Annotated in this window: 32 protein-coding genes, 1 tRNA gene and 1 pseudogene; 20 read left to right on the forward strand and 14 right to left on the reverse strand. The window is 36.7% G+C overall.

Annotation, left to right across the window (positions count from 1 at the left end):
* Positions 1-2 precede the first annotated feature (2 nt).
* Positions 3-779: an enoyl-ACP reductase FabI gene (fabI, locus tag JOD45_RS01180; protein WP_205002013.1), complete on the forward strand. Its 777-nt coding sequence runs from the start codon at positions 3-5 to the stop codon at positions 777-779.
* Positions 780-821: 42 nt separating this feature from the next.
* Here fabI and JOD45_RS01185 read toward each other — a convergent pair whose 3' ends face one another.
* Positions 822-974, reverse strand: coding sequence for a hypothetical protein (locus JOD45_RS01185; RefSeq protein ID WP_205002014.1), 153 nt, complete (start codon positions 972-974; stop codon positions 822-824).
* A 91-nt stretch (positions 975-1065) separates the two neighbouring features.
* Positions 1066-1935, reverse strand: a complete 870-nt coding sequence (locus tag JOD45_RS01190) for a hypothetical protein (RefSeq protein ID WP_205002015.1) — start codon at positions 1933-1935, stop codon at positions 1066-1068.
* Positions 1936-2064: 129 nt separating this feature from the next.
* On the opposite strand from JOD45_RS01190, the gene JOD45_RS01195 reads away from it, so the two are divergent.
* The 4 genes from JOD45_RS01195 (at position 2065) to JOD45_RS01210 (ending at position 5184) form a co-directional block, all read left to right on the forward strand.
* The gene (locus tag JOD45_RS01195; RefSeq protein ID WP_205002016.1) at positions 2065-3252 is read left to right on the forward strand and encodes a BMQ_0737 family morphogenetic spore coat protein; all 1188 of its coding nucleotides are present in this window, start codon (positions 2065-2067) and stop codon (positions 3250-3252) included.
* A gap of 111 nt (positions 3253-3363) precedes the next feature.
* A complete protein-coding gene (locus JOD45_RS01200; protein ID WP_205002017.1) occupies positions 3364-4332 on the forward strand; it encodes an AAA family ATPase in 969 nt (322 codons plus the stop codon).
* 141 nt (positions 4333-4473) lie between these two features.
* Positions 4474-4845 (forward strand): hypothetical protein, encoded by a 372-nt coding sequence (locus tag JOD45_RS01205; protein WP_205002018.1) that lies wholly within the window; start codon positions 4474-4476, stop codon positions 4843-4845.
* A gap of 138 nt (positions 4846-4983) precedes the next feature.
* Positions 4984-5184 (forward strand): hypothetical protein, encoded by a 201-nt coding sequence (locus JOD45_RS01210; protein WP_205002019.1) that lies wholly within the window; start codon positions 4984-4986, stop codon positions 5182-5184.
* Here the strand turns inward: JOD45_RS01210 and JOD45_RS01215 are convergent.
* The 4 genes from JOD45_RS01215 to JOD45_RS01230 all read right to left on the reverse strand — a co-directional run bounded on the left by JOD45_RS01215 (position 5181) and on the right by JOD45_RS01230 (position 7765).
* Positions 5181-5867 carry a DUF421 domain-containing protein gene (locus JOD45_RS01215; protein ID WP_239548985.1) on the reverse strand — a complete coding sequence of 229 codons (687 nt, stop codon included), beginning with the start codon at positions 5865-5867 and terminating at the stop codon, positions 5181-5183. The genes JOD45_RS01210 and JOD45_RS01215 overlap by 4 nt on opposite strands.
* 131 nt (positions 5868-5998) lie before the next feature.
* A complete protein-coding gene (locus tag JOD45_RS01220) occupies positions 5999-6421 on the reverse strand; it encodes a GNAT family N-acetyltransferase (protein WP_205002020.1) in 423 nt (140 codons plus the stop codon).
* Positions 6421-6939, reverse strand: a complete 519-nt coding sequence (locus JOD45_RS01225) for a YjcG family protein (RefSeq protein WP_205002021.1) — start codon at positions 6937-6939, stop codon at positions 6421-6423. The genes JOD45_RS01220 and JOD45_RS01225 overlap by 1 nt, the downstream gene beginning before the upstream one ends.
* A gap of 88 nt (positions 6940-7027) precedes the next feature.
* On the reverse strand, positions 7028-7765 hold the full coding sequence (locus JOD45_RS01230; protein WP_205002022.1) for an alpha/beta hydrolase: 738 nt from the start codon (positions 7763-7765) through the stop codon (positions 7028-7030).
* Positions 7766-7991: 226 nt separating this feature from the next.
* Here JOD45_RS01230 and JOD45_RS01235 point away from each other — a divergent pair, with 226 nt between their 5' ends.
* Complete coding sequence (locus JOD45_RS01235) at positions 7992-8546, forward strand: phosphatidylglycerophosphatase A family protein (protein ID WP_205002023.1); 555 nt, start codon at positions 7992-7994, stop codon at positions 8544-8546.
* 173 nt (positions 8547-8719) lie between these two features.
* Positions 8720-8795, forward strand: a tRNA-Val gene (locus tag JOD45_RS01240).
* 142 nt (positions 8796-8937) lie between these two features.
* On the opposite strand, the pseudogene JOD45_RS16710 reads toward JOD45_RS01240, so the two are convergent.
* Positions 8938-9162 (reverse strand): annotated as a pseudogene (locus tag JOD45_RS16710) (transposase); the annotation flags it as partial.
* A 625-nt stretch (positions 9163-9787) separates the two neighbouring features.
* Here JOD45_RS16710 and JOD45_RS01250 point away from each other — a divergent pair.
* The 6 genes from JOD45_RS01250 (at position 9788) to JOD45_RS01275 (ending at position 13220) form a co-directional block, all read left to right on the forward strand.
* Positions 9788-10564 (forward strand): hypothetical protein, encoded by a 777-nt coding sequence (locus JOD45_RS01250; protein ID WP_205002024.1) that lies wholly within the window; start codon positions 9788-9790, stop codon positions 10562-10564.
* A 201-nt stretch (positions 10565-10765) separates the two neighbouring features.
* Positions 10766-11053 (forward strand): hypothetical protein, encoded by a 288-nt coding sequence (locus JOD45_RS01255; RefSeq protein WP_205002025.1) that lies wholly within the window; start codon positions 10766-10768, stop codon positions 11051-11053.
* Positions 11037-11189 carry a hypothetical protein gene (locus JOD45_RS01260; protein ID WP_205002026.1) on the forward strand — a complete coding sequence of 51 codons (153 nt, stop codon included), beginning with the start codon at positions 11037-11039 and terminating at the stop codon, positions 11187-11189. The genes JOD45_RS01255 and JOD45_RS01260 overlap by 17 nt, the downstream gene beginning before the upstream one ends.
* A 107-nt stretch (positions 11190-11296) precedes the next feature.
* Entirely contained in the window at positions 11297-11632 is a 336-nt protein-coding gene (locus JOD45_RS01265) for a hypothetical protein (RefSeq protein WP_205002027.1), read from the forward strand.
* 509 nt (positions 11633-12141) lie between these two features.
* Positions 12142-12561: a hypothetical protein gene (locus JOD45_RS01270; protein ID WP_205002028.1), complete on the forward strand. Its 420-nt coding sequence runs from the start codon at positions 12142-12144 to the stop codon at positions 12559-12561.
* 179 nt (positions 12562-12740) lie between these two features.
* Entirely contained in the window at positions 12741-13220 is a 480-nt protein-coding gene (locus JOD45_RS01275) for a YfbU family protein (RefSeq protein ID WP_205002029.1), read from the forward strand.
* Between the two features lie 225 nt (positions 13221-13445).
* Here JOD45_RS01275 and JOD45_RS01280 read toward each other — a convergent pair whose 3' ends face one another.
* The 4 genes from JOD45_RS01280 to JOD45_RS01295 form a co-directional block, all read right to left on the reverse strand.
* A complete protein-coding gene (locus tag JOD45_RS01280) occupies positions 13446-15056 on the reverse strand; it encodes a thermonuclease family protein (RefSeq protein WP_205002030.1) in 1611 nt (536 codons plus the stop codon).
* Positions 15057-15363: 307 nt separating this feature from the next.
* A complete protein-coding gene (locus JOD45_RS01285; protein ID WP_205002031.1) occupies positions 15364-16443 on the reverse strand; it encodes a PrsW family glutamic-type intramembrane protease in 1080 nt (359 codons plus the stop codon).
* A 251-nt stretch (positions 16444-16694) separates the two neighbouring features.
* The gene (locus JOD45_RS01290) at positions 16695-16850 is read right to left on the reverse strand and encodes a hypothetical protein (protein ID WP_205002032.1); all 156 of its coding nucleotides are present in this window, start codon (positions 16848-16850) and stop codon (positions 16695-16697) included.
* 394 nt (positions 16851-17244) lie between these two features.
* A complete protein-coding gene (locus JOD45_RS01295; RefSeq protein ID WP_205002033.1) occupies positions 17245-17634 on the reverse strand; it encodes a GNAT family N-acetyltransferase in 390 nt (129 codons plus the stop codon).
* A 233-nt stretch (positions 17635-17867) separates the two neighbouring features.
* Here JOD45_RS01295 and JOD45_RS01300 point away from each other — a divergent pair, with 233 nt between their 5' ends.
* Together JOD45_RS01300 and JOD45_RS01305 are read left to right on the forward strand one after the other, a co-directional pair.
* Positions 17868-18044 carry a hypothetical protein gene (locus JOD45_RS01300; RefSeq protein ID WP_205002034.1) on the forward strand — a complete coding sequence of 59 codons (177 nt, stop codon included), beginning with the start codon at positions 17868-17870 and terminating at the stop codon, positions 18042-18044.
* Positions 18034-18129: a LysM peptidoglycan-binding domain-containing protein gene (locus tag JOD45_RS01305; protein ID WP_205002035.1), complete on the forward strand. Its 96-nt coding sequence runs from the start codon at positions 18034-18036 to the stop codon at positions 18127-18129. Before JOD45_RS01300 ends, JOD45_RS01305 begins: the two co-directional genes overlap by 11 nt.
* A gap of 184 nt (positions 18130-18313) precedes the next feature.
* On the opposite strand, the gene JOD45_RS01310 is transcribed toward JOD45_RS01305, so the two are convergent.
* Positions 18314-18910, reverse strand: a complete 597-nt coding sequence (locus tag JOD45_RS01310; protein WP_205002036.1) for a class I SAM-dependent methyltransferase — start codon at positions 18908-18910, stop codon at positions 18314-18316.
* A 374-nt stretch (positions 18911-19284) separates the two neighbouring features.
* Here JOD45_RS01310 and JOD45_RS01315 point away from each other — a divergent pair, with 374 nt between their 5' ends.
* From JOD45_RS01315 to JOD45_RS01325, 3 genes are read left to right on the forward strand one after another with little or no spacing between them, the layout of a single operon-like run.
* Complete coding sequence (locus JOD45_RS01315) at positions 19285-19599, forward strand: hypothetical protein (protein ID WP_205002037.1); 315 nt, start codon at positions 19285-19287, stop codon at positions 19597-19599.
* On the forward strand, positions 19586-20776 hold the full coding sequence (locus JOD45_RS01320) for a Tle-like phospholipase domain-containing protein (protein WP_205002038.1): 1191 nt from the start codon (positions 19586-19588) through the stop codon (positions 20774-20776). Before JOD45_RS01315 ends, JOD45_RS01320 begins: the two co-directional genes overlap by 14 nt.
* A 16-nt stretch (positions 20777-20792) precedes the next feature.
* Positions 20793-21077 carry a hypothetical protein gene (locus tag JOD45_RS01325; protein ID WP_205002039.1) on the forward strand — a complete coding sequence of 95 codons (285 nt, stop codon included), beginning with the start codon at positions 20793-20795 and terminating at the stop codon, positions 21075-21077.
* Positions 21078-21393: 316 nt separating this feature from the next.
* Here JOD45_RS01325 and JOD45_RS01330 read toward each other — a convergent pair whose 3' ends face one another.
* Positions 21394-21879: a GNAT family N-acetyltransferase gene (locus tag JOD45_RS01330; protein WP_205002040.1), complete on the reverse strand. Its 486-nt coding sequence runs from the start codon at positions 21877-21879 to the stop codon at positions 21394-21396.
* A gap of 213 nt (positions 21880-22092) precedes the next feature.
* Here JOD45_RS01330 and JOD45_RS01335 point away from each other — a divergent pair, with 213 nt between their 5' ends.
* Positions 22093-22605: a cysteine hydrolase family protein gene (locus JOD45_RS01335; protein ID WP_205002041.1), complete on the forward strand. Its 513-nt coding sequence runs from the start codon at positions 22093-22095 to the stop codon at positions 22603-22605.
* A 254-nt stretch (positions 22606-22859) separates the two neighbouring features.
* Entirely contained in the window at positions 22860-23441 is a 582-nt protein-coding gene (locus JOD45_RS01340) for an LOG family protein (RefSeq protein WP_205002042.1), read from the forward strand.
* 140 nt (positions 23442-23581) lie between these two features.
* Here JOD45_RS01340 and JOD45_RS01345 read toward each other — a convergent pair whose 3' ends face one another.
* Positions 23582-24061, reverse strand: coding sequence for a phospholipase D-like domain-containing protein (locus JOD45_RS01345; RefSeq protein WP_205002043.1), 480 nt, complete (start codon positions 24059-24061; stop codon positions 23582-23584).
* Between the last annotated feature and the right edge of the window lie 30 nt (positions 24062-24091).

A 24091-nucleotide genomic window follows, 5' to 3' on the forward strand; every position in this document is an offset into this window, starting at 1 on the left:
AGATGAATTTGTCATTAGAAGGCCGTACTTATGTGATCATGGGCGTTGCCAATAAACGAAGCATTGCATGGGGAATCGCCCAAGCATTAGACAAGGCGGGCGCCAGGTTAATTTTTACATATGCGAGAGAGCGTTCCGGAGCTAATATTAAGAAATTAGCCGAAACATTGGAAAATAAAAACAGTCTGTTTTACCAATGCGATGTATCAAGTGATGAAGATATTGAAAAGACTTTTTCTGCGATTAAAGAAGAAGCAGGTGTTATTCATGGACTTGCCCATTGCATCGCCTTTGCAAAAACAGAAGAATTAGGCGGAGAGTTTCTGGATACAACACGCGATGGCTTTCTCCTTGCCCACAACATCAGTTCATATTCATTAACAGCTGTGTCCAAAGCCGCACGCCCATTGATGTCAGAAGGCGGCAGCATCATAACATTAACTTATCTTGGCGGAGAGAGGGTTGTTAGAAATTATAATATTATGGGAGCGGCAAAAGCTTCTCTAGAAGCCAGTGTAAGGTATCTAGCCAATGATCTCGGGAAAGACGGCATTCGCGTGAACGCGATCTCCGCAGGACCAATCAAGACCGTTTCCGCCAAAGGCATCTCCGATTTTAACAGTGTTATTAAAATGATTGAAGAAAAATCGCCGCTTCGCCGTTCAGTTGACCAAGAAGAGGTTGGAAACACAGCGCTGTTCCTAATGAGCGATCTCTCCAAAGGTATCACAGGGGAAAACATACATGTCGACAGCGGCTTCCATATTATAAGCATATAAAAAACACGCAGGAATTTTTCTTGCGTGTTTTTTATGTTGCTTTTAGCTTTGTTTGTATGGTTTCCAAGTGACCTTGCCGCAAGTCGGGCATTCGCCTTGTGATTTTCTCGGTTCAAAAAGTGTTTTTTTCTTCGCTGCTCTTCTTTTTCTTTCCTGTATTTCTTCGTAACGCTTTTGAAGATCGCGTTTTTTCATTAGACTTCACCTCTTTCATAAAAAGAGAAAGCTATTAATAAAAAATCTATTCCTAATAAATTATATTCAGATATAAGATAAGCTGTGTAAATTATGGGTGTTTGTTTTTAAAAGGATTAATTTGCTTGGGTTTCTGATCATGTTTTTTCTTAAAAGGATTAATGGGTTCAGGCTCATGCATAAGATTTTCTTGATTTAACTTTGGCTTAAATGGTTGAATGGTATGGCTTTCAATTTCTTTTTTAGCTTTGTTTGCTAGATTTTTCATGCTGCCGCCGCTATCATCGGCAGGTTCTTCAGCATCAGCATCGTCTTTTGAGAGAGGTTCGTTATCAGGTTGTATTATAGAGCCGGGCTTTAGTGGCAATGATGGCAAAAATGCTTCTAACATTTGGCGCTTAGCCAATTTGGGATTTACAGGATATAGAATATCGTTGACAAACGTTTGATAATCACTCATAGATATATGCGATATTGAAGGAAAAGACTGGCTATTGGCAAGCTGCAGTAAAATATAAGCGATCCATTCCGCGCTTTGCTGAATATTGTTGTTATTGATAAGAATTGTAAACGGCCGAGATTTGATGGGAAGCAAAACCTGCTTATGAATGAGCCGGCTGACACTGGTTGGCTGATCGGCCAGCGGTTTAAGATGATAGGTCGTGTTTGCTGTTTCAATGGATAACTGGCGCTGTTCATCTGACTGGCATTTAATATCGCAGTCTATAGACTGTCCCTGTTTATGAATAAGAGATAGCCCCGTATGCTTAATATATTCCTTAGCAGACTGAAATAATGACCGGTTTTCTGTTTGTATGCGAATAGCTTTATCCGGAAATAATGGCGCCAATTGATTTTGTTCATTTAGAAATAATCCCCAATATGGTAGAATGGCTGCAATTTTATTGATATTTCTATCGGAATAACGGCGTATTTGGCCATTGATGTTCAATGGAATCATTGGCGGATACCACCTTCTTTTTAGGTTGTAAATTTGGGCTGCGGGAAGTGTGCCAATCCTTGGCTTATATCCATACTATGTAATGAACCAATCAACAATGATAGGTGTTGAGAAGAAAGGAAGGTATGTATGGGTAACAGTCATAAACACAGGCATATTCCTAAGGCTGCGAACAGCTTGCAAGATGAATGCATACGCGTGCCCAAAGTATACGATTGGGTTACCGATACACTCACAGTAACAAAGAATCTTATGTTTACAAGGGAACAACTCGAGGAAATAGAATGTGCTTTAGAGGATCCATCAAGACGTCCTCTCCGCATTGTTTGTCAAACACCGAAAACACCGCCATTGTTCCCATTAACAAACAGTGACCCGAAATTATGCGAGGAGAAAGGTTTTTATTGCGAACAAGTCGGTGAAAAGCGGAATGTAACCGTACCGATAAATGGAGAATTTGTAGAGGCGCAACTTGTAGATCTCATATTTACCACAGATGTTTGTCTCGAAGTGATTGACCGCCACGGAAACATTGTCACAAAAATTCATACAGATGTATGCGCGCTAGAATCGTTTGTTTTATGCTATCCAGACGGAACAGATCTTCTTTGCAGAGTTTCTAAGATATTCTGCCGGATGTCATGCGGATCATTGCTGCTTAACTGCCCGGCGCCGTCATCAATTAAGGTAGAGGTTACATTCTGTGTCGATGTTCAAGTTGAAGCAGAGGTGAAGCTTGAAGTTCTTGCTAAGTTCTGTTCACCAAGAAATAATGATATTGAAGCAGAAGAAGTTGAAATGAATAAATGTCCGCCGGTTGAGTTTCCAAAACAATGTCCAGATATCTTCCCGCGTCCTAACTGTGAATGTTCAGCATGCGGAGAAGCGAGCGGCAGAACAGGAAGAGATTGCACAGAGGAAGGCGAAGCAGGCATCTTCGTTGATATTTGTCCAAATTGCAGCTTAGTTGACAGCTCATTTGAATTTACTTTTGAAGATAAGGACACATCAGACGGATTGAAGAATCTTAACTTCCATGCCACTTCCTTTGACCAAGATTCGCTTGAATGCCGTGAGTGTGAGGGCGGCTTGAAATTAATTGTCAGCGGTGAAGGGCGCACCAGCAGAGGACATCACCTAGACTTCAATTTAGCCTTGGTTGACTCGAGCTTCGGAGATCAATTCCAAGTTCAGTTAATTGACGAAAGAACCGGAGAAATTGTCTTTGATACAGGTATCGTTGATGTCGCAGAAGGCGATTTGGAAGTTGAGGATTGCGTGACATTTAAAGACTTAAAATTTAAAAAGCCAGTTTAAAAAAAGGGTGAGAATTTTTTCTCACTCTTTTCCCCATATATACAAGCAAGATTAACGCCTTTAGTTCATAAGATGGTAAAAGACCATATATATCTTTAGGGGGCGTTGGCTGTGGATGAACAAAAAGAGGCGCTAAGTTATGCACAATTAGTTAATCGGAAGCAATACTATCAAGAAAAATCCCTAAAGTTAGAAAAAGAATTTATTTTTGCTAAGGAAAAAATTAACTCCCTGGAACAACAGCTTAAAGACATTGGCTCTAAGTGGAAAAAATTAGAAGATAAAGCGAATAAACTTGATGAGATAAAAAAGTCATATGAACAGCTTCAAGAAAAATATCAACAGGAAGTTCAAGAATATGAGCAAAAGTTAACGGCTTTAGAAAAAGAAGCTGAACAGCTTAGAAAGAATCAAAAAGATGACGGTGCTATTGACTATGAAACCTATCAACAAAGGGTTAGAAGCTATGAGCAATTATTATCTGAAGTTCAAGAAGAAATAAATGAAAAAGACAGGGAGCTTGCTGTTTATAAAAAACGTTTAAATATTTTTGAGAAACGTTTGAAGGCGGGCGGTGAACTCCAAGTTTCGATAAAGCCGGATCTCAACAAAAAAGATACGGCTGAAAAACCTCATATAAAAGTCATACCTTATATTGACTATGCCATCATCATTGATAAAAACCGCTGTATGATCCGCGGCGATCTTATTATTGAAAATGTCGGAGAGCAGACATTAGGAACCCCTATGGTATGCTTTAGATTTTATCCGGGCGATGCTGCATTGATTAAAGGGCGGATTATGAACGCGCAAGACTTGGAATATAAAGAACCTGATCAGCAATTACAATGGGTTTTCCTTGAGAGTGATTGGGCGGAAGAAGCAAAAGAGCGGGGCGAAATTTGGATTCATCCATTATCTTCTGTCAAAACAAAAGCAAATGAATTATTAACATTAAGTGATTTCCAAATTCCGATAGAAATGAAATATTATGATCATGTTTCAGTGGAGGTTTTTGTTTATTTTCAGGATAGCGACTACAAGGCAAAAAGCGTCAACCAGATTTTAATAAACGTTTAGTTTGAAGGCAGGCTATAGATTCCGGCAAGTGAATGCAAATAGCGTGCAGGTTTTATTTAATAGGTATTGTAGGCTCAGGTCCATACACATCTCAACGGTTATGCATATAGTGTCATGAGACCATTTTCAGGAGGGATAACAATGTCTGAAGAGAAAAAGAAGTCAAAAACGATTCATGTAGATACATTGCACATTAAAGCTAACGAAATTATTCTTCACCAAGATCCTCAAGAAGGGGCGGGGCCAAATGTTCAAGGGCCTATGCAAGGTCAGCAGCAAGGCCCGGGGCAAGTTCAAGGCCAGCCCGGCATGCCTCCGCAATTTATGCCGAGAGACTTTTGGGGATTTCCGATCCGGCAGTTCCCGGTGCAGCAGCAACAGCAACAAGAAGAACAGACTGAGGAAAACGCGCAAGAAGCACAAGAAAATCAGAACCAAGATGAAAATAATCAAAATCCGCAAAATCAAGACGGAGGCCAAAATCAACCGCCTCAACCAAGAGGATGGTTTTAGAAAAGAGCAGCCAGGCGGTTGCTCTTTTTTTTCACTTATAAAGTGAGACAGCGTCACACACAGCGGCTCTCAGATTTGCAATTTATCGTTTGGCATGGGGCATGATCGGGTAAAGTTAAGAAAAAGGAGTTGTGTGGCATGGGATATCGTTTGCCCGCAGAGATTCAAAACGATCACGTATATGTTCACAGGCTTTCTAAGATTCGGCAGCCATTTAAAACGCCGCCCGTTTATCGTGTCAGTCTTTGGCTGAAAGATAAAAGCGGTGTTGAATCAAACAGTCGTTATTTGTATAGTATGCTAACGGGATGCGGACAGCGCTTTGACCGATCAATCTAATCTTTGGCGCCGGTCTGAACAAATAGTCCGTCCTCTTCACACCATTCAGCAAGCAGCACATCTCTCATTTTATTAATATTTCTATTCTTTAGTTCTTTTCTTAACCATTCTTGTGTTCTTCCAATTTGCTCAAGATTTTTCTTAATGACGACACCATCACTGATTACAACAGCAGGTAATGTTGAAGATTTAACCGGCATGTCAAGGTCTTTTCTTTTAACATTGTCATACATCGGCTTTCTAATAACTGACACCTTGCCGTTGGGTTCAAGAATGGCATATTCGACTTCTCTGAATGAAAATACATCTTTTTCCCTTAACATCATTTGCAGGCGGTTAAAGTCCAATTTATTTTTCTTCATTTCTCTCCGGTTGATGACGCCGTTGCCGATAATAAGCGCCGGTTTGCTTTCTATAATGCCGCGGCTGAAGTTAAATTTAAGCGTAATAAATTCCACTATGAATATCAGGATGCCCCAAATAATAATGGCAAAAATAATAATTGGGAGCTTTGCTTTTGGGTCATAGATAGCAGCGCCGACAAAGTCCCCCAATACAACAACTGCAACAAAATCAAAAGGGGTTGCCTCTGCCATTGACGCTCTGCCCATCAGTCTTGTTAATATTAATAATCCAATAAAACCTATCACAAGTTCAACTGTTACAGAAAAATAAATATTCAAAGTCGCACCCTCCTCATTATCCTTTAATATGACATGACTAATCGTGTTTTATGCATGCAAAGGCTTTAGTAAGGGTTAAAGGAATAACAGAGGTTTTATGCAAATAAAAAAAGCAAGCAGGCGCTTGCTTTTTAAAGACTTTTTCTCATTTGAACATGCGGTATACCCGCATCCATAAACTCGTCAGATGTCACCTTATAATGAAGCCGCTCATAAAATGGAACAGCATGAAGCTGTGCGTTGAGAAGAAGAGTGTTTAAGCCTTTTTCTTTGGCCGTTTCTTCAATTTTATTCATGATCGCTTGACCGACATGCTTGCCCCGATAGGCATCCAAGACACAAATTCTTTCAACTTTGGCGATGTCATCATGAATCCTCATCCGACCGGCTCCAATAGGGTTTTTCCCGTCATAAGCCACAAAATGTACCGCATCTTTTTCGTGCTGATCGATTTCTTCTTCTTCCGGAACCTTCTGCTCTTCTACAAAAACCTTATGGCGTACAGTCAAAGCATCGTTAAACCGGTCTTCTGTATCTGCAATCAATACGTTCATTAGTTCTCCTTGCCCAAGTGGAAAGTTTCATAAACAGTCCAAGAGCCGTTGTCCAATTGATAAAGCAATTGGAAACGATCGACCAGCTCTTCGTGTTCAAAGTCTTGCAATTTCAAGGAACCAAGGACATCATTATGCTCTTCATCAGACAGCTGCTGTCCAATTGTAATATGCGGAACAAAACTGTATTCTGCAGTATCTTCGACATCGCATTTTTCTTCTAAACGTTCATGAAGGGCTGTCAGAACGTCTTTTGGTTCGATTTTAAGATAGACAACGTTGTTTACAGGCTTAAAGGAGCTAACCTTGTCCACTTTAATATGAATAGGTTCTGTTTCTTTTGCGACAGCCTTAATTTGTTCAATAACGTCTGATATTTTTGAATCTTCTATCTCAAAAGGTGTTTTTAGTGTAATGTGCGGCGGAATCAAAGCATAATGCGGGTCATACCTTTTTCTAAGTGAATTTACTTTATCTTGAAGTTTCTTTGATGGAAATATTGCAATACCGTATTTCATAGCGTAGTGATTCCTCCTTATTCAGACCATTTTGAATCTTGCATATGACTATTATAACAGTTTTTAATGGTTTTGTATAATATATACCCTAATTGCCTGCTTTCTTAAACAGCTTTCTCACAGCTGTCACAACATCGGGCTGCCATGTCTTCCAAGTATGGTTTCCTTCCAATTCATGATAAGAGTAGTAAGCGAGCGGTTTTGTTTGCAAAACCTCATGAAGTTTGCGGTTAGGCTCCAGAAAGTCTCTGATCTCGCCTTTAGTCGTTTTGACAGCGGTTTCCTGCTTGCCGATGACGTGATAAATTGAAAAGCCCGCCATATTTGCCTCTTGAACATTTCGGATAATGCGATCATCGACATATGGCGATTGCATGATAACATTCGAAAAGGTATGCGGGTATTTTAAAGCGGTTAATAATGATATTGTTCCGCCAAGCGAATCGCCGATCAATGTCCGGCTGCCTGCCAAATCGTCGATAGCAAAATGTTTTTTCATATAGGGAAGAAACTCATAGACAAGAAAATGGATATAGGCGTTGTGCAGGCTGCCGTCGGGATGATACTTTCCCCAACGCACTTGAGGGTTTTCATAAGGAATGCCAGCGATAATGACATCCTCAATTTCATTTTCGCTGATTAGCTTATCAGCGACTTTATTAATCCGGCCCAATTGGAAATAGTCGCGGCCGTCTTGAGCGATAACAAGGGGATATGTATATAAATCAGAGTAGTTGTACGGGAGATACACCATAAAGGTGATAGATTGATTTAAATACTCGCTTTGGATTGTGTGTTCGTTTATTGTTCCTCTTTGCTGCGTCATATTAATCCTCCGTCAAATAATGAAAATAATCACTGTATTTACACTTATTTTAACATAAGTGATATAATAAAGGGAAACTTCCTTCATGAAACTGTTTTGCTTCTTAAGGTTTCTGAAGAGAAGCAGACACTGAGGTTATTTTAGAAAAGCATCAGTTTTCATCTTATGTTTGTGTGAATGTATGATCATGAGTGATAGACAATCTGTCATACAGAGGGGGAGTTTGATGAGGAAGGATAGAGTTCATAGCAAGGAAGTGGCTCACGCAGCAAAATCCCTTCTTAAAGAAAGAGGGGTTGAGATTAAGGATATTGCAGAAATCGTTTATGATATGCAGTCGCCGTACGCGCCGATGCTTTCGCTGGACGCTTGTATAGAAAGTGTGGAAGCGGTCCTCCAAAAACGCGAAATGCAGCATGCGATTCTCGTAGGTGTTGAGCTGGATAAATTGGCGGAGAAAGGTCAGCTCTCTGAGCCATTGCAATCGATAGTAGAACAAGATGAAGGATTGTTTGGCGTTGATGAGACGATAGCCATTGGCGCTGTATTCGGATATGGAAGCATAGCCGTCACCACTTACGGCTATCTTGATAAAGCAAAAAACGGCATCATTAAAAAGCTTGATAATAAAACGGGTCAAGGCATTCACACATTCTTGGACGACCTGGTCGCAAGCATTGCCGCCAATGCGTCGAGCCGGCTTGCCCATCACATTCGTGATGAAGAAGAACGTAAGACAACCTTGCTCTACAACCCTGAAGACCAAGAAGATATTAGTTGATGTTTGCATATTTATTTAGAAATTGACATATTAAACATTTAAAAATCCGGGGGCTCTATACCCGGATTTTTAGTTTTTAATAAAATCTTAAATAAATCTTAAAAAAGCTGTTGACACTTCGACAAAATTCGTATATATTTTAAACATAGTCATCAACAACAACGAATTAACACGATCCGTTAGCTCAGTTGGGAGAGCGCCACCTTGACAGGGTGGAGGTCACTGGTTCGAGCCCAGTACGGGTCACCATACATAAATCTGTTACCAACGCGGTTTCTCGCTATTATTATCGAGAGGTCGCGTTTTTTAATGGTTTATTTATACAATAATTAAGTTGGGGACGAACTTTTTAAAGGCTTAATCATCTAATTTGTTTGCGGTTTCTTGGATTCTATGTCAATTGTTGGGGTAGTAGTAATAGCTCCCTACTCCTTAACCTAACAAATATCCATTTGTATAGCCAGAGGCGAAGCCAACGATCATATTTATCGAGTGTTTTTTGAACTTGGCGTCTTATGCGATCTAAAGCCCGGTAGATATAACGGCAAAAGTGAAACCTGTCCGCGATAATGATAGGTTTTCCAAGTGCTTGTTGGACAGCTGATTTAAAGCTGTAGCGTTTTATCTCTCCACCATTTTATGATACTTATCAATTATAATTTTGATGTTGGAAAAAAGCTGTCTGTATGGCCTTGTGAGCGATAATATTTCAATATTTAAAATTTTTTATAATGAAAGCTTTAAATGAAAGAAGTTCTAAGGTTAAATTGAATCGCAGTCTTTATTCATGCCTAAAACTGTAATTTAAAAAAACGGTTGATATTAAGCCCTTTACGAGCGGTTTTGACATAAAACTGTTACAAAAAAGTATTGAGGAGAAAAATCCAGTTGTGTAAGCTATTGTTGATTGGACTAAAGTAGGGGGTTTTTTTAAATGATCGCAGCACTTTTAGGTTTATTTCTTGTTCTAATCACATTTATTTTGATAATTTGTTTTATTTTAGGATTAATTCATCCTAAAATCGTTAAAACAAGAGACTAGAAAAAAATCATCCTTAACCTTTGGGGTTTCAGCACTAATATTTTTCATTATTTATAATGTTACGTTCGGATATTTCATAAATAATGATGATTCAGAGCAACAACGTCCACGTCCATATGTAAAATTAAATAATGCAAATGTCGAAACCGCCTTAGCATCTGATATAAAAGAAAAGGCTAGAAAAGTCCCTTATGATAAATTGACCAATACTAATAAAGGTACCAAAATAATTATCGAAGGAGAATCTTTTCCGATTGATATAGATAATTATAATGATGAAGTAGGGAAAGACGACCAATTTAAATTGAGTGATAAAGACAGTAACAAATATATTATTAAGAATGAAGACCCTTCATTTAAAAGTACAAGTCAATATAAGCGGGTTCGTATTTATGGAACATATGAAGGAAAGGAAAAAGAAGTTTTAAATGATCAAGATAAAAAGTTAGGTTTAACTCCCGAAAACGTACCAACGATTACGGCCTACAAAATTGAAAACAAACCACGTACAGCTGAAGAAATAGCTGAAGATGAGGCTAGGGAAGAGAGAATACAAAAAGAGTATGAAGAAAACTCTTTTAAAGATGAAATTTCTGAATCCGTCCATAAAGGATTTGGGAATAAAAACAGTTTCAATAAAAAGGATAGTATTATTGAAATCAATTATAATGACAATAACAATTTTTTATTAATAAAGGTTTTTGGAAAAGATAATTTATCTAAAAACATGATAAAAAAAGGCATGTGGATGAGTATATCTAAAACATTAAAGGATCTAAAAGATAATACGAAATTTGACAAAATAGCATTCAACATTGTTTTTCCTATGCAAGATCAATATGGAAATGCTTCTAACAACATTGTTATGAAAGCTACATTTGATAGAGATACATTAGATAAAATTAATTGGGAAAATTTCATGTTTGAAAATATTCCGAACGTAGCAAATGAATATTGGGAACACCCTTCTTTCTAGGAAAAAGCCACTATTAAAAACGGTGGCTTTTTTGTTTTAGGGATTGATTGGGTCATATTATGTAAGCATACGAATCAACCTATCTCAAAGATGAATCAGCACTATCGAGAAATGACACCCTCGGCTGTTATTTTAAATTCGAAAAAAAGGATGGAACAAATGGTAAAATTAACTTAATCTCAATAAAAAGGTGTTGAGCAAATGAAGGAGCTATTGATAACACTTGGTATTATTATTTTAATTTTCATAATTTTAATTGGGGGTGTTTATTTAAAACATAAGCATGATGAAAAAGAATTAGTAGCACAAGCGGAAAAAATAGGGGAGAAATTTATAAAGAAGAAGGAACATTCAGATGTTGAATTTACAGATTATGAATTTACACCAATGCACGGATTATTTTTATATGGGCATTTAAAAAGTAATCATAAAAATGTTTACGTACTATTTTATGGAATGGAGGTTGAAGATTATGGGAGCTATCACTGAAAGAACCTATTATAACTTTTCACAAAGTGTCTATAACGCAAAAGGTTTAGATGATATAGTTAAAAAAGTGGAAATTGTTAACAGAAAAAGATTTGTTGTTAAAGAGAAAGAAAGCGGCATTCAAGCTAAAGTTTAAAAATGACAATAATGACACCTCGGCTGTTATTTTTAAATTCAAATAAATGGTTTTAACTAATTGGAACAAATGGTAAAATTAACTTAATCTCAATAAAAAGGTGTTGATTGAAGATTAAAAAGAAACTATGGATAACTATCGGTATTGTTGTTTTAGCTTTCATCATTTTGATAGCAGGTGTCTATTTGAAGCATAAACAAGGTGAAAGAGAAATAGCAGATAGAGCAGCAAAAAAAGTTAAAGTGTTTTTTAAAGAAAAGAGAAATCTTGACGTTGTAATTACTGATTATGAAGTATCTCCAATGGGAGGAATGGATTTATTTGGTCATGTTAAGGGAGATAAAAAGAGAAATATTGATGCACTTGTAGACATTACAGACAATGGCAAAATTATTACAATATCATCATATGGTTTAGATCCCAAAAAGGATGATAATGATTAAAGATAAGCAGTATTGGGATTTTTTAAGCATAGTTATAGTAGAAAAAAGTTTTAATAAAATATTTTCAAAGATGGGACTTAAAAACAAGTCAAAAATGGTACAGGGGTTGATGGCGGCTTAATAGGTCAAAAACGTTCGTTTTCTTTCCTTCAAATCTTTTGCTATTTTTATTTTTTAGTTCCTTAGAAAAGCTCTTCCTTCCAGTCTTCATGAATGCCTCAATTAATTAAAGCCATACCTTTTAAGACATAGTGTTTTCCCTGATATACTTGCAATTTTGATTTTTTTAACGCCCTCACCGTCTGTCACCAGATTGATTTTGATTAAAGATAATGTCATCAATAAGTTAAACAGTGCCTTATTTTGTAAATGAATGTCTCGATCTGTAACGTTTCCGCATAAAATTCATCATTAAAATATTTGCTTTATTTTTGAATAATTCAATAAAATAATAATAACAACATAAATATATGCTTTTCTATGCCGATAATGGGTATGGGGGATAAAAAATGTACTGGTTAATTTTAACTGTATTATTAATCTTGTTGATGATCGTATTGTATTTAGAAAAAAGAAGAAAAAAGTCTAAAGTTAAAGTGTTTTCAAGCCTTGTCTTTACAGCTGAAACCATTAATGGTGTCTCAGATGAACCAAAGAAGGTTTCTTTAGGCATTGTTAATAAAAGTTCAAAGCCAATATATTTAAAAGAATGTACGATTCAATTGGGAAAAGAAACATTGGCTTTTGCCGACGGCAGCCATATTGTGAACCAATGGCTTAACCCGGGTAAGGGGTATATACATTTTCTCGATTTTTATCAAATTAAATCAGCATTACTCGATAAAGGAAAAACCAAGTTAAACGCTATTATTTACTTTTTGGACAAAGATGGAAAAAAATACAAAGATAATATTAAGCTGCATTGGTAACTATTGCAATGGCTTGATGATCATTATCTTAATTTTTCGAACGATGAGTGTGTAATTATTTGCTCTCTCTTCCGATAAATAATACAGGGGGTGAGAATGGGGCTTATTATCCTTGAGATGGAAAGATATGATCAAAAAATGAGATATGGAGAAAATTTTTATAAATAGGGGAGAATAAAATGGAACTATCAAAAGTTGAAAGACTAATTCTATTTAATCAATTTTCTATTCTTGAACAACTGAACGCTAAGGATGCTCCGTATTCATATTATAAAGAAATATTAGAACATGGTTATACATATAATTACGATGAGCTTGTTGAATTCTTGCTTGATGATGTACCCCGTGAAGTATGTGATGAAGTTTGGGATATTTTGCAAATGCATCGTTCCATAATACACTCTTACAATAACTTGGAAAGCAAAGATGATATAAAATTTAAAGGTTTTGATGGGAACGAAGAAACCGAACATATGACGTATGCAAGGTTTATAATTGAAAATATGAATAGATTCGAGGAGCAAAAACTTGCCGACTATAACACACATTTTCCGACCCTTAACAGATATAGAAGAATGCTGAGTGAATGGAGAAAAATCTCTGAACGTTATAACAGTCATCTAACCGTTGAGCAAATCAAGCAAATCATAAATGCTTAAATATCCTAATTGATATGCTTTCTTTAGTTCTGAAAAATTTCAAATATAAAAAGCGGCATTAATAAAACTAAGAAGTCATTTAGAAACTTGGACTGAAAAATGCCATTCTCATGGGAAACGCCAATCGATATATTCCCCTTGTTGAATATGAAGAAGAACAGCAGGTTAAGGAAGAATTGGGATGCATCTATGATAAAAGGCGCAAATGCGCCTTTTATAGTATATTTACCTCTTGGATGCCCGCCAGCCGGCTTGCCGCGCTTCAGCTTCAGAACAAAACCATCTGACAACATGAGTTGTTCTATCATAATATTCATCCCCTGGAAGGTGGTAGATGTGATTTCGGGAACCTTTAATGTCGCAGCCGGGTTGATGGTCAGATCCAGATGAATCAGACGAATGATTTGAATAGTTATGAGTGTCAGCTCCATCAGATTGGATATTTGTACTCGAATGTGATGGTTTCGCTGATATTGAATGATGTGTCACATGATTGTCTCGATGACTCGAATCATTATCTTGCGCCGGACATCCGCGCGTTGATTCCCCATGTTCAGATGCCCATTTGCATGCGATTTTCAAGTTGTATCTGTCATTCTTTTCATCAACATAATTGGGTATGCTCCATATATTTAATTTATGAGCTTTTGCTTCATCTTGCGCATCATCTAATTTGGATAGATAAGTTGTGTCATTATATACATAGCCAACACGAGCAAGCCCCTGGCGCACAACGTCTTCATTATACATATCGTTTGGCGTAATAAACACATAAGCTAGAAGTCTATTATACTTATCTCTTTTTTCAATACCTTCTTTGATATAGATATGTTTTCCTACGGGCAGTTTTTCTTCTGCATACGCTGCCGCTTCTCTGCTGTAAGGCTCGACCGGCTTACTTGGATGAACATCTTCAGGCGTATCAATCAACAGCATTCTTATTTCTTCATCTTTGCCGTTTATCGTCACATGAATGGTATCGCCATCAACATTTTTGGATACAACCGCTGGGATAAGGTCTTTTGGAACGCTAGACTTTTTAGGTTTATGTACGGAATCGGTTGAAGCTTTTTTAATTGAATGATTATTATCAGAATTATTGTCTTTAGAATGATTATCATTGAATTTATGAGATGAGTGCTTCTCAACATGCGTCGCTGCTGTTTCAGTTTTAGAATGATCGGAATGGGTATCTGTGTCACCGGAAGCAACACTGATCATCATAAAACACCATAAGCATAATCCGCCATAAATGAGACCCGCTGAAAATCGTTTTTTATGTTTGATTTTATATGGGTTAATGAGACCAATGATAAACAGGATTAAAGAAATTAATGTTGCGATGCCGAAGTACGTACTTGAAAGATCGCCTGGTGTTAAGACGTCTATCAGTGCTATTAAAAGTGAAAGATAGACGATAGAAGCCAAAAGGGTTTTCCATGGTGTTTGGCTTCTGAAACCAATGATCTTTTGGTACCATTTTCTTTCTACTTTTTCAAATTCAATGCTTTTTTGTTCTTCCAAAAACTTTTTAATCTCTTGACCGTTGCTATCAAATTCAATTCGGTCAGAACCAAAGTAGAAAATCGTTCGAATAAATAAAAAATCAACTTTTGCTTTGCTTTTTTCTGGCCATATATAGCGTTCTTTTTCTTCTAGACAGCCATCGTTAAGCGCATAAATAATAATGCCTTCGTCTGTTATTGCAGCAAGGCTTCTCGTGCTGTTGTTGATTTTTGTGTTTACTGCCCACTTGGCTTCCGGATGCGCCAGCTTTATCTTCTTCTCTAAAATTTTTAACTCTGACTCTTTCTTTTCTGATTTTTTGCCGCTCAATTTAACTCCCCCTATACATAAAACATTACGTTAATATATATAACAAAAAATTCCTCTTTTTTGAAGATAGATTTTCCTTATAGAAGCAGTAATGGCCGATTAATGTGAATATCTCCAGAAAATAATTTGAAATTTGTGAATTTCCATTGATTCCAAACTGAGGGTATTTGACCTTTTACCTAAATGAGATTCATGCTGTTATCAAAGGAAGCCGCGTAAAAGTAGCAGCAGCTAAATGGCTTTAGCTTCATTTAGCTGCTGCTTTGTTTATTTGGTTTAAACTAATTTGGCAGTTTGTTCCCGTCCTTTACTTATAATATGTAAAGGCGAGGCTTCTTTTCTTTTCATTGATTTCATTTAGGCCGATGCGGATCATCCAGAAAACAAAAATCCAGGATATAACTGTCAGAGTAATTTGTCCGAATGGATAAATGCCTGGCATAGGTGAATCCCAAAGAGCGTGCATTGCCACGACTAGAATAAATATAAACATGAATTTCGGTTTCATCAGCATATTTAACTGAAATTTCGAATCGCCTTGGACCCTGCACATGGCAGCTCCTGTCAAGGCCGCCCACGCAACATGTCCTCCCGGGGAAAATATACTTCGCCACAATATGGTATTGTAAAGCATAGGGAAGCTGCCGGAGAGGAGTGACCGTAATGCATAACCAGCAGTTTCAAAAGCCCCGAAACCAGCCCCGACTGCGGCTCCAAGCAACAGTCCATTAAGTATATATTTATATTTAAGGTCACGGACAAAAAAGATAACAACGACAACTTTGGCCAGCTCCTCAACGATTCCGATCGTAATGGGATTAATGTTGTTTCTAAGTAAATCATAAAAGACCAGCGCCACTAAAAGAGCAAGGATACCCCCGACAAGGACGACATAGACAATTTTATAAATGGCAATATTCTGAGGAGCGTTCATTTCCCAGAAAAAAACCAGAGTCGTTATCGGCACACCAAAAGAACCGACAATAATAAGACCGGGTATAAAGTTTATATTTCCGAAAAAATTCACGCCCATATATAGTCCCAAATAAGCGAAAAGCGCAATAAGGAAAATCCTCGCAAAAAGCCATGGTTTTGGCCATGTCCCCTCTACTTCATCGATAGCAGGCGTTGTTAGCGAAGTGCCGACAATAAAAAGCCGTTCAGCCTCGACCTCGCTATGTTTTCGGAACACGCGCGAAAAGATATTTCGAAATTTAGGTTTAACCGAACGAAAGTCGCTCGGAATCTCATCAACAATTTGTGCAAATTCATAAAACAGGCTGTTAGGATCCTGCTCTGGTGTGTTGCCATTCAACAATTCCTGTCCACACGTTAAGCAAAGCTTCGTCCCTTGCGGATTAGAATAGTCACAATTTGGGCATTTCATTTATCTTCATCCCTTCGTAAACATCAATAAATCATTCCGTATTTATAATATGGCAAAACGAGATGTCAGCCGGCTTCACCCATTCTTTGATAATATGTGTGAAATAAAGGGAAAATAAACAAAATAAGTCCAAATTGATGCTTGTCCAAGATGGGTTGATTGACGTGAGGATTCATTCATTTGGAATAAAAAAAATGAAGTGTCAAGCACAATAAAAAACCTATATCCGGTCATTTTACCGATATAGGATGTTAGTGAATGACGTTTTCTTTTTTAGTCTTCACTTTGTTAACCAGCCACTGCACAAAATCTCTTTCTTTCTTATTTAAAGTCCGTCCCAGTTTTCTTTCAAATTCATAAAACAGGATACTGTACTCATCTATTCTAACTGCCGTTGTTCTTGACATAATCTTTAAAACCACTCCTAAAAAAGATCTTTGTTCATATTTTACAACATGATCATTAAAAGCGGAATATGATTTTCGAATATTTAGAAATTAAACACAAAAAATAGAATATATTACGGAACATATAGGGGAGAAATGTTCTAATAAACGGATAGAGTCTTTTCCTTTCCTGATGATTATGCAAACTTCTTAGAGCAAAAATCTCAATATTAAATTGCCAACGTTAAAGCATTTGCCCATAACAAACTTAAAAATCAATTCGATAAAAACTAAAAGTCACAGGAATATTTTTGGGCTGCCAAAGTTCATCATAGGAATATCGGTAGTTCATTCCCAATTTTTCCAAAACTCTGCCGCTTCCAACGTTGTTTACATCATGGGTAGCTATGATGAACTAAAATCCATTTTGTTTCAATCGTTCTAGCAGCGCCTTGCCGGCTTCCGTCGCAATGCCTTTCCCCCAGCGGCTTTTTATAAGCCCATAACCTAATTCAGCGCTTCCTTTTTCTTTATTGATTCCAGAAACACCGATATAGCCAATGACTTTATGGCTTGCTTTTTCTTCGATCGCATAGCGGTAAGCTATCTCTTGCTCATATTCCTTGTATATATTGTTATATAGATATTCTTTGGTTTCTTCAATGGACTGAAACGGGAACCACGGAAGATATTTATTGACTTCTTCATCGTGATAGATTTCATACATATCTTGCAAATCATTATCGGAGAACTTTCTTAATATGAATCGATCTGTTTCGATAGTTGGTGTATTTGATTTTTTCATTTATTTCTCTCCTTCAATAGTTTAGAACCAATGCGTCGTCCTTTCCATGTGTACCTTGCCTTATTGGAAGACGCTGGCAAGTTCATATTCCTATAAGCGCCAAGCGCCGCCAACAGAACGGTATCTATTCCTTATTTTAAAATATTTTGATTTAAGTCGATATATGAAGATGCGTTTTTAACAATTATGAACAAAATGGTAAACAAGGTAAATTAGAGAAAGGAAACGTTGTCATGTGGCAATATAACTTCAAAGCAAAAGTTGATGGCGTTTGCGGCGATGTTGATGCAAATATTATCTATGATTCTTTCTTTGATTTAATGAAAAGAAAGAAACCTGATAAGCCGGTACTTCCTGATACGCAGAAGCCTTCAACGCCTTCGCATACAACAAAAATTTATGGTTGTTAAAAGAGGGGATACACTGTCAGGCATTGCAGCTAAATTTGGCACATCAGTTTCATCTATCGCAAAAACAGTGCAATCTGTCCAATAATGATTAACTCCCCCGTATCTGTGTGGATGCGGGGGGGTTATTTACATAAAAGAAATCCCCTAAATGCGTAAGGTCTAACAAAATAAACACTTAAGGGGATTTGGGTTTGTGAAATCGTCTTTACATGTTATACAAAAAATATAATAAGAAAAATTAAAAACAGTAAAATCCCTAATATGCATAATCACTTTATACTAGTGGATATAAACATAGAGGCATCTTGATTCTTAAAAATACGATTTCCATAATAAAATGTCTTAATTTCAGTTGATTTAAAGCCAACTTCATATAACCATTTTTTCAATTCTGCATGCGAAAAACCGTTATGAACTTTTGGGTGGCTTATTTTATTATTTTTGTCAAAATCTACAATAATTAACTTGCCGCCATTATTTAAAATGTTGAAAAGCACTTGTAAAATCTTTTTAGTATCTGGAATATGAAGTAGGACTAATGACATTAGAATAATGTCTGCCTTAAGTTTAGGGGTTTCTTGAGTAAAGTCTGAATAAAGCACTTTTGAGTTTGTAATTCCCTTGTGTGAAATCTTAGCTTTCGCAACCTCTAACATTTCCTTTGATGAATCTACTAACAAAATAGAATCAACTAAATCTGATAACTCTAAACTAATTAGACCCGTGCCACTCCCATAGTCTATTAACGATTTTGACTTACTATTTAGTAACTTTGGTTTTACTTCCTTAACTATAACTTTAGCTAATTCAATTCTTTCTTCTGTATCATATCTTTTTGCCATCTTTTCAAATGCGTTATCTTCCATATGCTACTCTCCTATTTAACTAAAAATTGTCCATTCTCCTTCTCGGGTGTTGTTCCATTAACCTGCCCCGTTAATTGAACAAACTATGAGAATTTTGTTGAATAAAAAATACTCCAATATGCAATGATTCTATATTTAAATAATACATTAACTTTAATAACCATACTACCAAAAAGACGGGATGTACGAGAATAACATTGCTAAGATTTTGAATTTATAATTGTGTATTTAACCGAGTTTTCCCCCGCACCCGTTTGGATACGGGCTTTTTTATTTGTCTATAAACATCATGTTATTTTTAAATTCAAAAAAATGGTTTTAACCTTATTGGAACAAATGGTAAAATTAACTTAATCACAATAAAAAGGTGTTGGTTGAAGATTAAAAAGAAAGTATGGATAATTATTAGTTCTATTATTGCTATTATTTTAGTTTTCGTAATTTTAATTGGAGGTGTCTATTTGAAACATAAACATGATGAAAAAGAATTAGTGGCGCAATCGGAAAAAGTGGCGGAGAAATATATAAAGGAAAAAGAGCATTCAGATGTTGAATTTACACATTATGAGTTTACGCCTATGCATACACTCATGCTATATGGATATTTCAAAAAAAATAATAAGGAGATTGTTGTTCAAATGGAGAAAAATGGTCACAAATTGGAGGTGGGAAGTTATGCAAAGGAATAATAATTCTAAACGTTCAATTGCTATTACTGATCATACGTTTCGTCAGTTTTCCGGATTTGCTTATAATAAAAAGATTCCGCCAAAAGTTCCGGTTGATAAAATTACTTGGAAACAAGTGAATTCAAAAAAATGGGAACAAAAAGACAAAAAAAGTGGCTTTCAAGCCAAAGTTTTTAAAAATGACAATCAAGTCGTCATCGCCTTCGCTGGCACTAGTCCAAGTGACATCGGTGATCTTCGGACAGATGCTGAAATGGCTCTTAATGAGAGAAAGAAAAGGCAAGAAAGAATGAAAGAACACTCTTATTCCCCTGTCGTAGGGAAGGCAATGGCCGCTGTCGACAGCTATGAGTCTAAACATGATCAATTTACAGAAGCAGATAATCTTGTAAAGGATGTAAAAAAGAAATATCCTTCTGCTAAAATTTCAGTAACTGGACATTCTTTAGGTGGTGCGTTAGCCCAATATACGGCTGCTAATCATGATCTTGAAGGTGTAACCTTTAACGCACCAGATGTAACTAATACACTTCCGGAAGACCTTCAAAAAGAAGTAAAAGAAGGCAAGTTCAATGGTAAAGTAACGAACTATGTTAATCCGAAAGATTGGATTGGCAGTGGATACATAAAAGAATTTAGACAACATGTGGGATCAACATATTACATTAATTCACCTTATAAGGGAAAACCTGAAGCCCCAAAAATAGGTATTCCGCAGTATGATATCCCTTCTGCCTTAGTGACAAACATTAAATGGTACGGTCAATCAGTGGCGGGACCAGGTTATCATTATTTAGATACAGATTATAAGTTTGATAAAGACGGTAACTTAGCTAATCCAGTTTTCGATCAAAAAACAGGTGAACAACTGATGGCTTCTCCGAGATATACTAGTGGAGGTCAAACGATCGAAGTCACCCCTGATAGATTACGAGAACTTGCAAGCGAACTTGAACAAAGGATTGGTGTGGTCGAATCTGCGACCGGTTCTGTGGTTATGGCTGCGGAAGGACTATTCAGTGTGGAAGGCGCTAAAGAATTAAATTTAGCAGAGCTTGCGGAACGCGTTATCCAAACGGTTAAAGGTGTTCAGTATTTTCATACAGAAAAAATACAGGAACAGTCACAAATGTTGAAAGATGCAGCTTCTCGATTCGATCAAGCGGATGAGGAATAAGTAAGAAGGTGTAAGGATGATAACAAAGTCATTTGGTGAAGCGGAAAATCTATGCCGATTAATTGCTTATAGAATAGATGAGGAGATTAGCGTTTTAAAAGAAACAGAAACTAAAATGAAACAAACTTTTGGACAGCTGAACGATTGGAAAGGACATTCCGCTGATAAAAACAAGCAAAAACTAAATTTGGCATATTTTGATATTCAGAAAAAGGCAAGCGAGCTGGAAGCACTTAAAGTGGAGCTATACGCCAAGCAACTTCAAGCAGCCTTTCCACCTGTTAATATAATTAATAAATAACAGCCCTTGAGACAAAAGGTTTAGAACGTTAAAAAAGGAGTACCTCCCCAAATCTCAAAATAATAAGTTATGGCACAAAACTGAAGAGATGGATTGAGGGACTCCATGCGTCTTTTATACGACAAGTAACCGGTATGACCTGCAAAAATTATGCAACCCTCACCCTTTCAATACGAACGCATGTACCTTAAGGGATCTGTGGGTTAAACGAAAAAGACATTAAATTTAAAGAAGGCTTATGTCAATTAGCCATAAAAATAAAACCGAAGTCTCCAATAAAATAAGCACCTAGAGTGTCTTATCCTTCCATTTTCTCCTATATAATCCTGCTTAAAATTTCTCCAGGCAACCCTTCGATTTTACAAATCTTCTCTGATGTAAAACCTTGCTTTATTAAAATTTTTCTAGAGGGGATATTTTCAGGGCCAATAACCGCCTTTAGAATGCTCAAATTCGCTTGTTTTGCTAATTCAATTAATTGTTTTGCAATTGTACTACCATATCCTTTACCCCAATACTCAGGTAATATCATATAGCCAATTTCAGCTTCTTCGATTTTATTTTCATTTAACGTTATATGTCCAAGCCCAATAAATTCACCCGTTACACTATCAAAAACTTTATATGAGCCATATAACTCATGTTTTTTATTGTGTTCTAATAATTTTTGATAGTTTACTTGAGCCTCTTCTAATGGAATTGCTCGTTCTGTAATTTGAGCCATAACATGTTCATTCGATACCAGTCGAAAGTAATCCTTAAAATCTGTTGCTTTAAATTTTTTGAAGATTAGTTGATTCATTTTATTCCCCCCAAAACCTCCTTGCTTGAATAATATTATTATTCTTATTATCATTGTACTTTAATTGGTAAAGGGCCGACACTGGAGTGATCAGGTTATTTTTAAAAGCGGTTATTCACTTTATTTTTTGTAAACGAAACAAAATAAATAATTTTTAGTGTAAAATGAATTGACGCATTTATTTTAAACAGAACTCAAAGGATGTGAGATTGGATGAAACAGGCTTTAATAGTAATTGATGTCCAGGAAATTTTCTTTAATAAACCAGAGAACTTTTTATTTAACAAAGAGCAATTAGTAACTAATATTAACGAGTTAATAAAACAGGCCCATGAAAAAAATATTCCGGTCGTTTTTATTCAGCATACAGACCAGCATGAACAAGACGAGTTTTTTGAAGGCAAAGATGACTGGAAGCTTCATAGAAATTTATTAGTCTCTGATTCAGATAAAATAATAAGAAAAACAAAGTGGGATGCATTCTATCAAACGGAACTTTTGGACTATTTAAAAGCCAATGAAATAGAACAGCTTATTTTTGCCGGGGCACAGACCGAATTTTGCCTCGATACAACTATTCGGGCTGCCTATAGTTTGGGTTACCAAAATAATCTCATGTATAAAAATACACATAGTACATTGGATAGTTCAGTTTTAAGTGCACAAGAAATCATTAATCATCATGAAAATATTTGGAACCATCGATTTTTAACTATCATGGAATAGTGAAGCAAAGCTATAAAATAATAACTTAAGGGCGATGCATTTCCGTTTAGTCTGAGTCCGCTCTATCCAGGACTTGGGCTGCTTAAAAAGTCATTTTTTCCATAAAACTATTTGCTAAAAATCCGCCTGCGGTATTTTTTGTCCCTGCTGATCATTGTTATTCAGTAAGTTGGCTATCAATCATTTAAATTTAACAAAATACTGGGAGTTTTGTATAATCAAAAATAGTTGCTGAATCCAGGAGGGGATATGATATGAAAAGAATCACCGTATTTTGCGGTTCGAGCCGAGGCGCTTCCGATATCTACATAGAGGGTGCCAAAGCATTTGGAAAAGAACTTGTGAAACGAAATATTGCGCTTGTATATGGCGGTGCAAGTGTGGGCGTAATGGGAGCCGTTGCCGATTCAGTTTTAGAAGAGGGCGGAGAAGTCATTGGTGTTATGCCCAGCTTCCTAGAGAAAAGAGAGATTTCACACAAGCGTTTATCTGAAATGATCATTGTGGATTCTATGCATGAAAGAAAAGCTAAAATGGCAGAGTTGGCAGATGGATTTATAGCTTTGCCGGGAGGTCCGGGAACATTAGAGGAATTCTTTGAAATTTTTACATGGGCTCAATTAGGCCTTCACCAAAAACCTTGCGGGCTTTTAAATATTAATCATTATTATGATCCTCTGGCAGCTTTATTCAATCATATGACAGGTGAACAATTCCTCCATGAAAAATACCGTTCTATGGCGCTCGTAGATACAGAGCCGGGCGGTTTGCTTGATCAATTGAACAACTATGAACCGCCGTCGGTAAAAACTTATGTGACTAAAAACACAATTTAATGCGTGAAAATCAGCCGATAATTAATGACCTTCGGCTGATTTTATATTCATGCATCGGCTGAAATAGCCGTTAAGGGCTGCTGCCCTTAACGGCTTTTCTCATCTAGAAAAACTCTTTTCATGAGATTGCTCCTGATGAATCAATAGGACGGTTCATTTTTTGTGATCCAATCCCAAATTTCCTGCCACTTTGACAAAAACAGCTTTGCCCGTTCCGGGGATGTAATAATATCGAAGTAATTGGACTCATCGCTGGCGCTGTAAGTGTAGTTCCAGCTTCCGGATTCCACATCTATTTGATCCCTTACAGCAAATTTATGATGCATGATTTTATGCTTTTGGCTTGTGCCTTCGACAAGAGGGATGTTTGCTGCGCGCAGTTTGTCAATTTCAGTGCGTTCATAGCTCTCTTGGGCTTGCGAATGATCACAAATCAATGCTACATCGACACCGGATTGATGCAATTGAATCAAATCATCAGTTAAATTCTTTAAATCAAACGAATAGATCGCAATGCGTAAATGATTTTTTGTTTTCCGTATAAAGTCTAAGAAGATCTCTTGTGTATTATCATCTGGTGAAAAATAGGTACTGATTTGCGCTTGAGTTTGGCACCCCATAAGTCTCCTCCTATCATAATCATATGTGTT

The sequence above is a fragment of the Scopulibacillus daqui genome, from assembly GCF_016908855.1.
Lineage (GTDB): Bacteria > Bacillota > Bacilli > Bacillales > Sporolactobacillaceae > Scopulibacillus_A > Scopulibacillus_A daqui.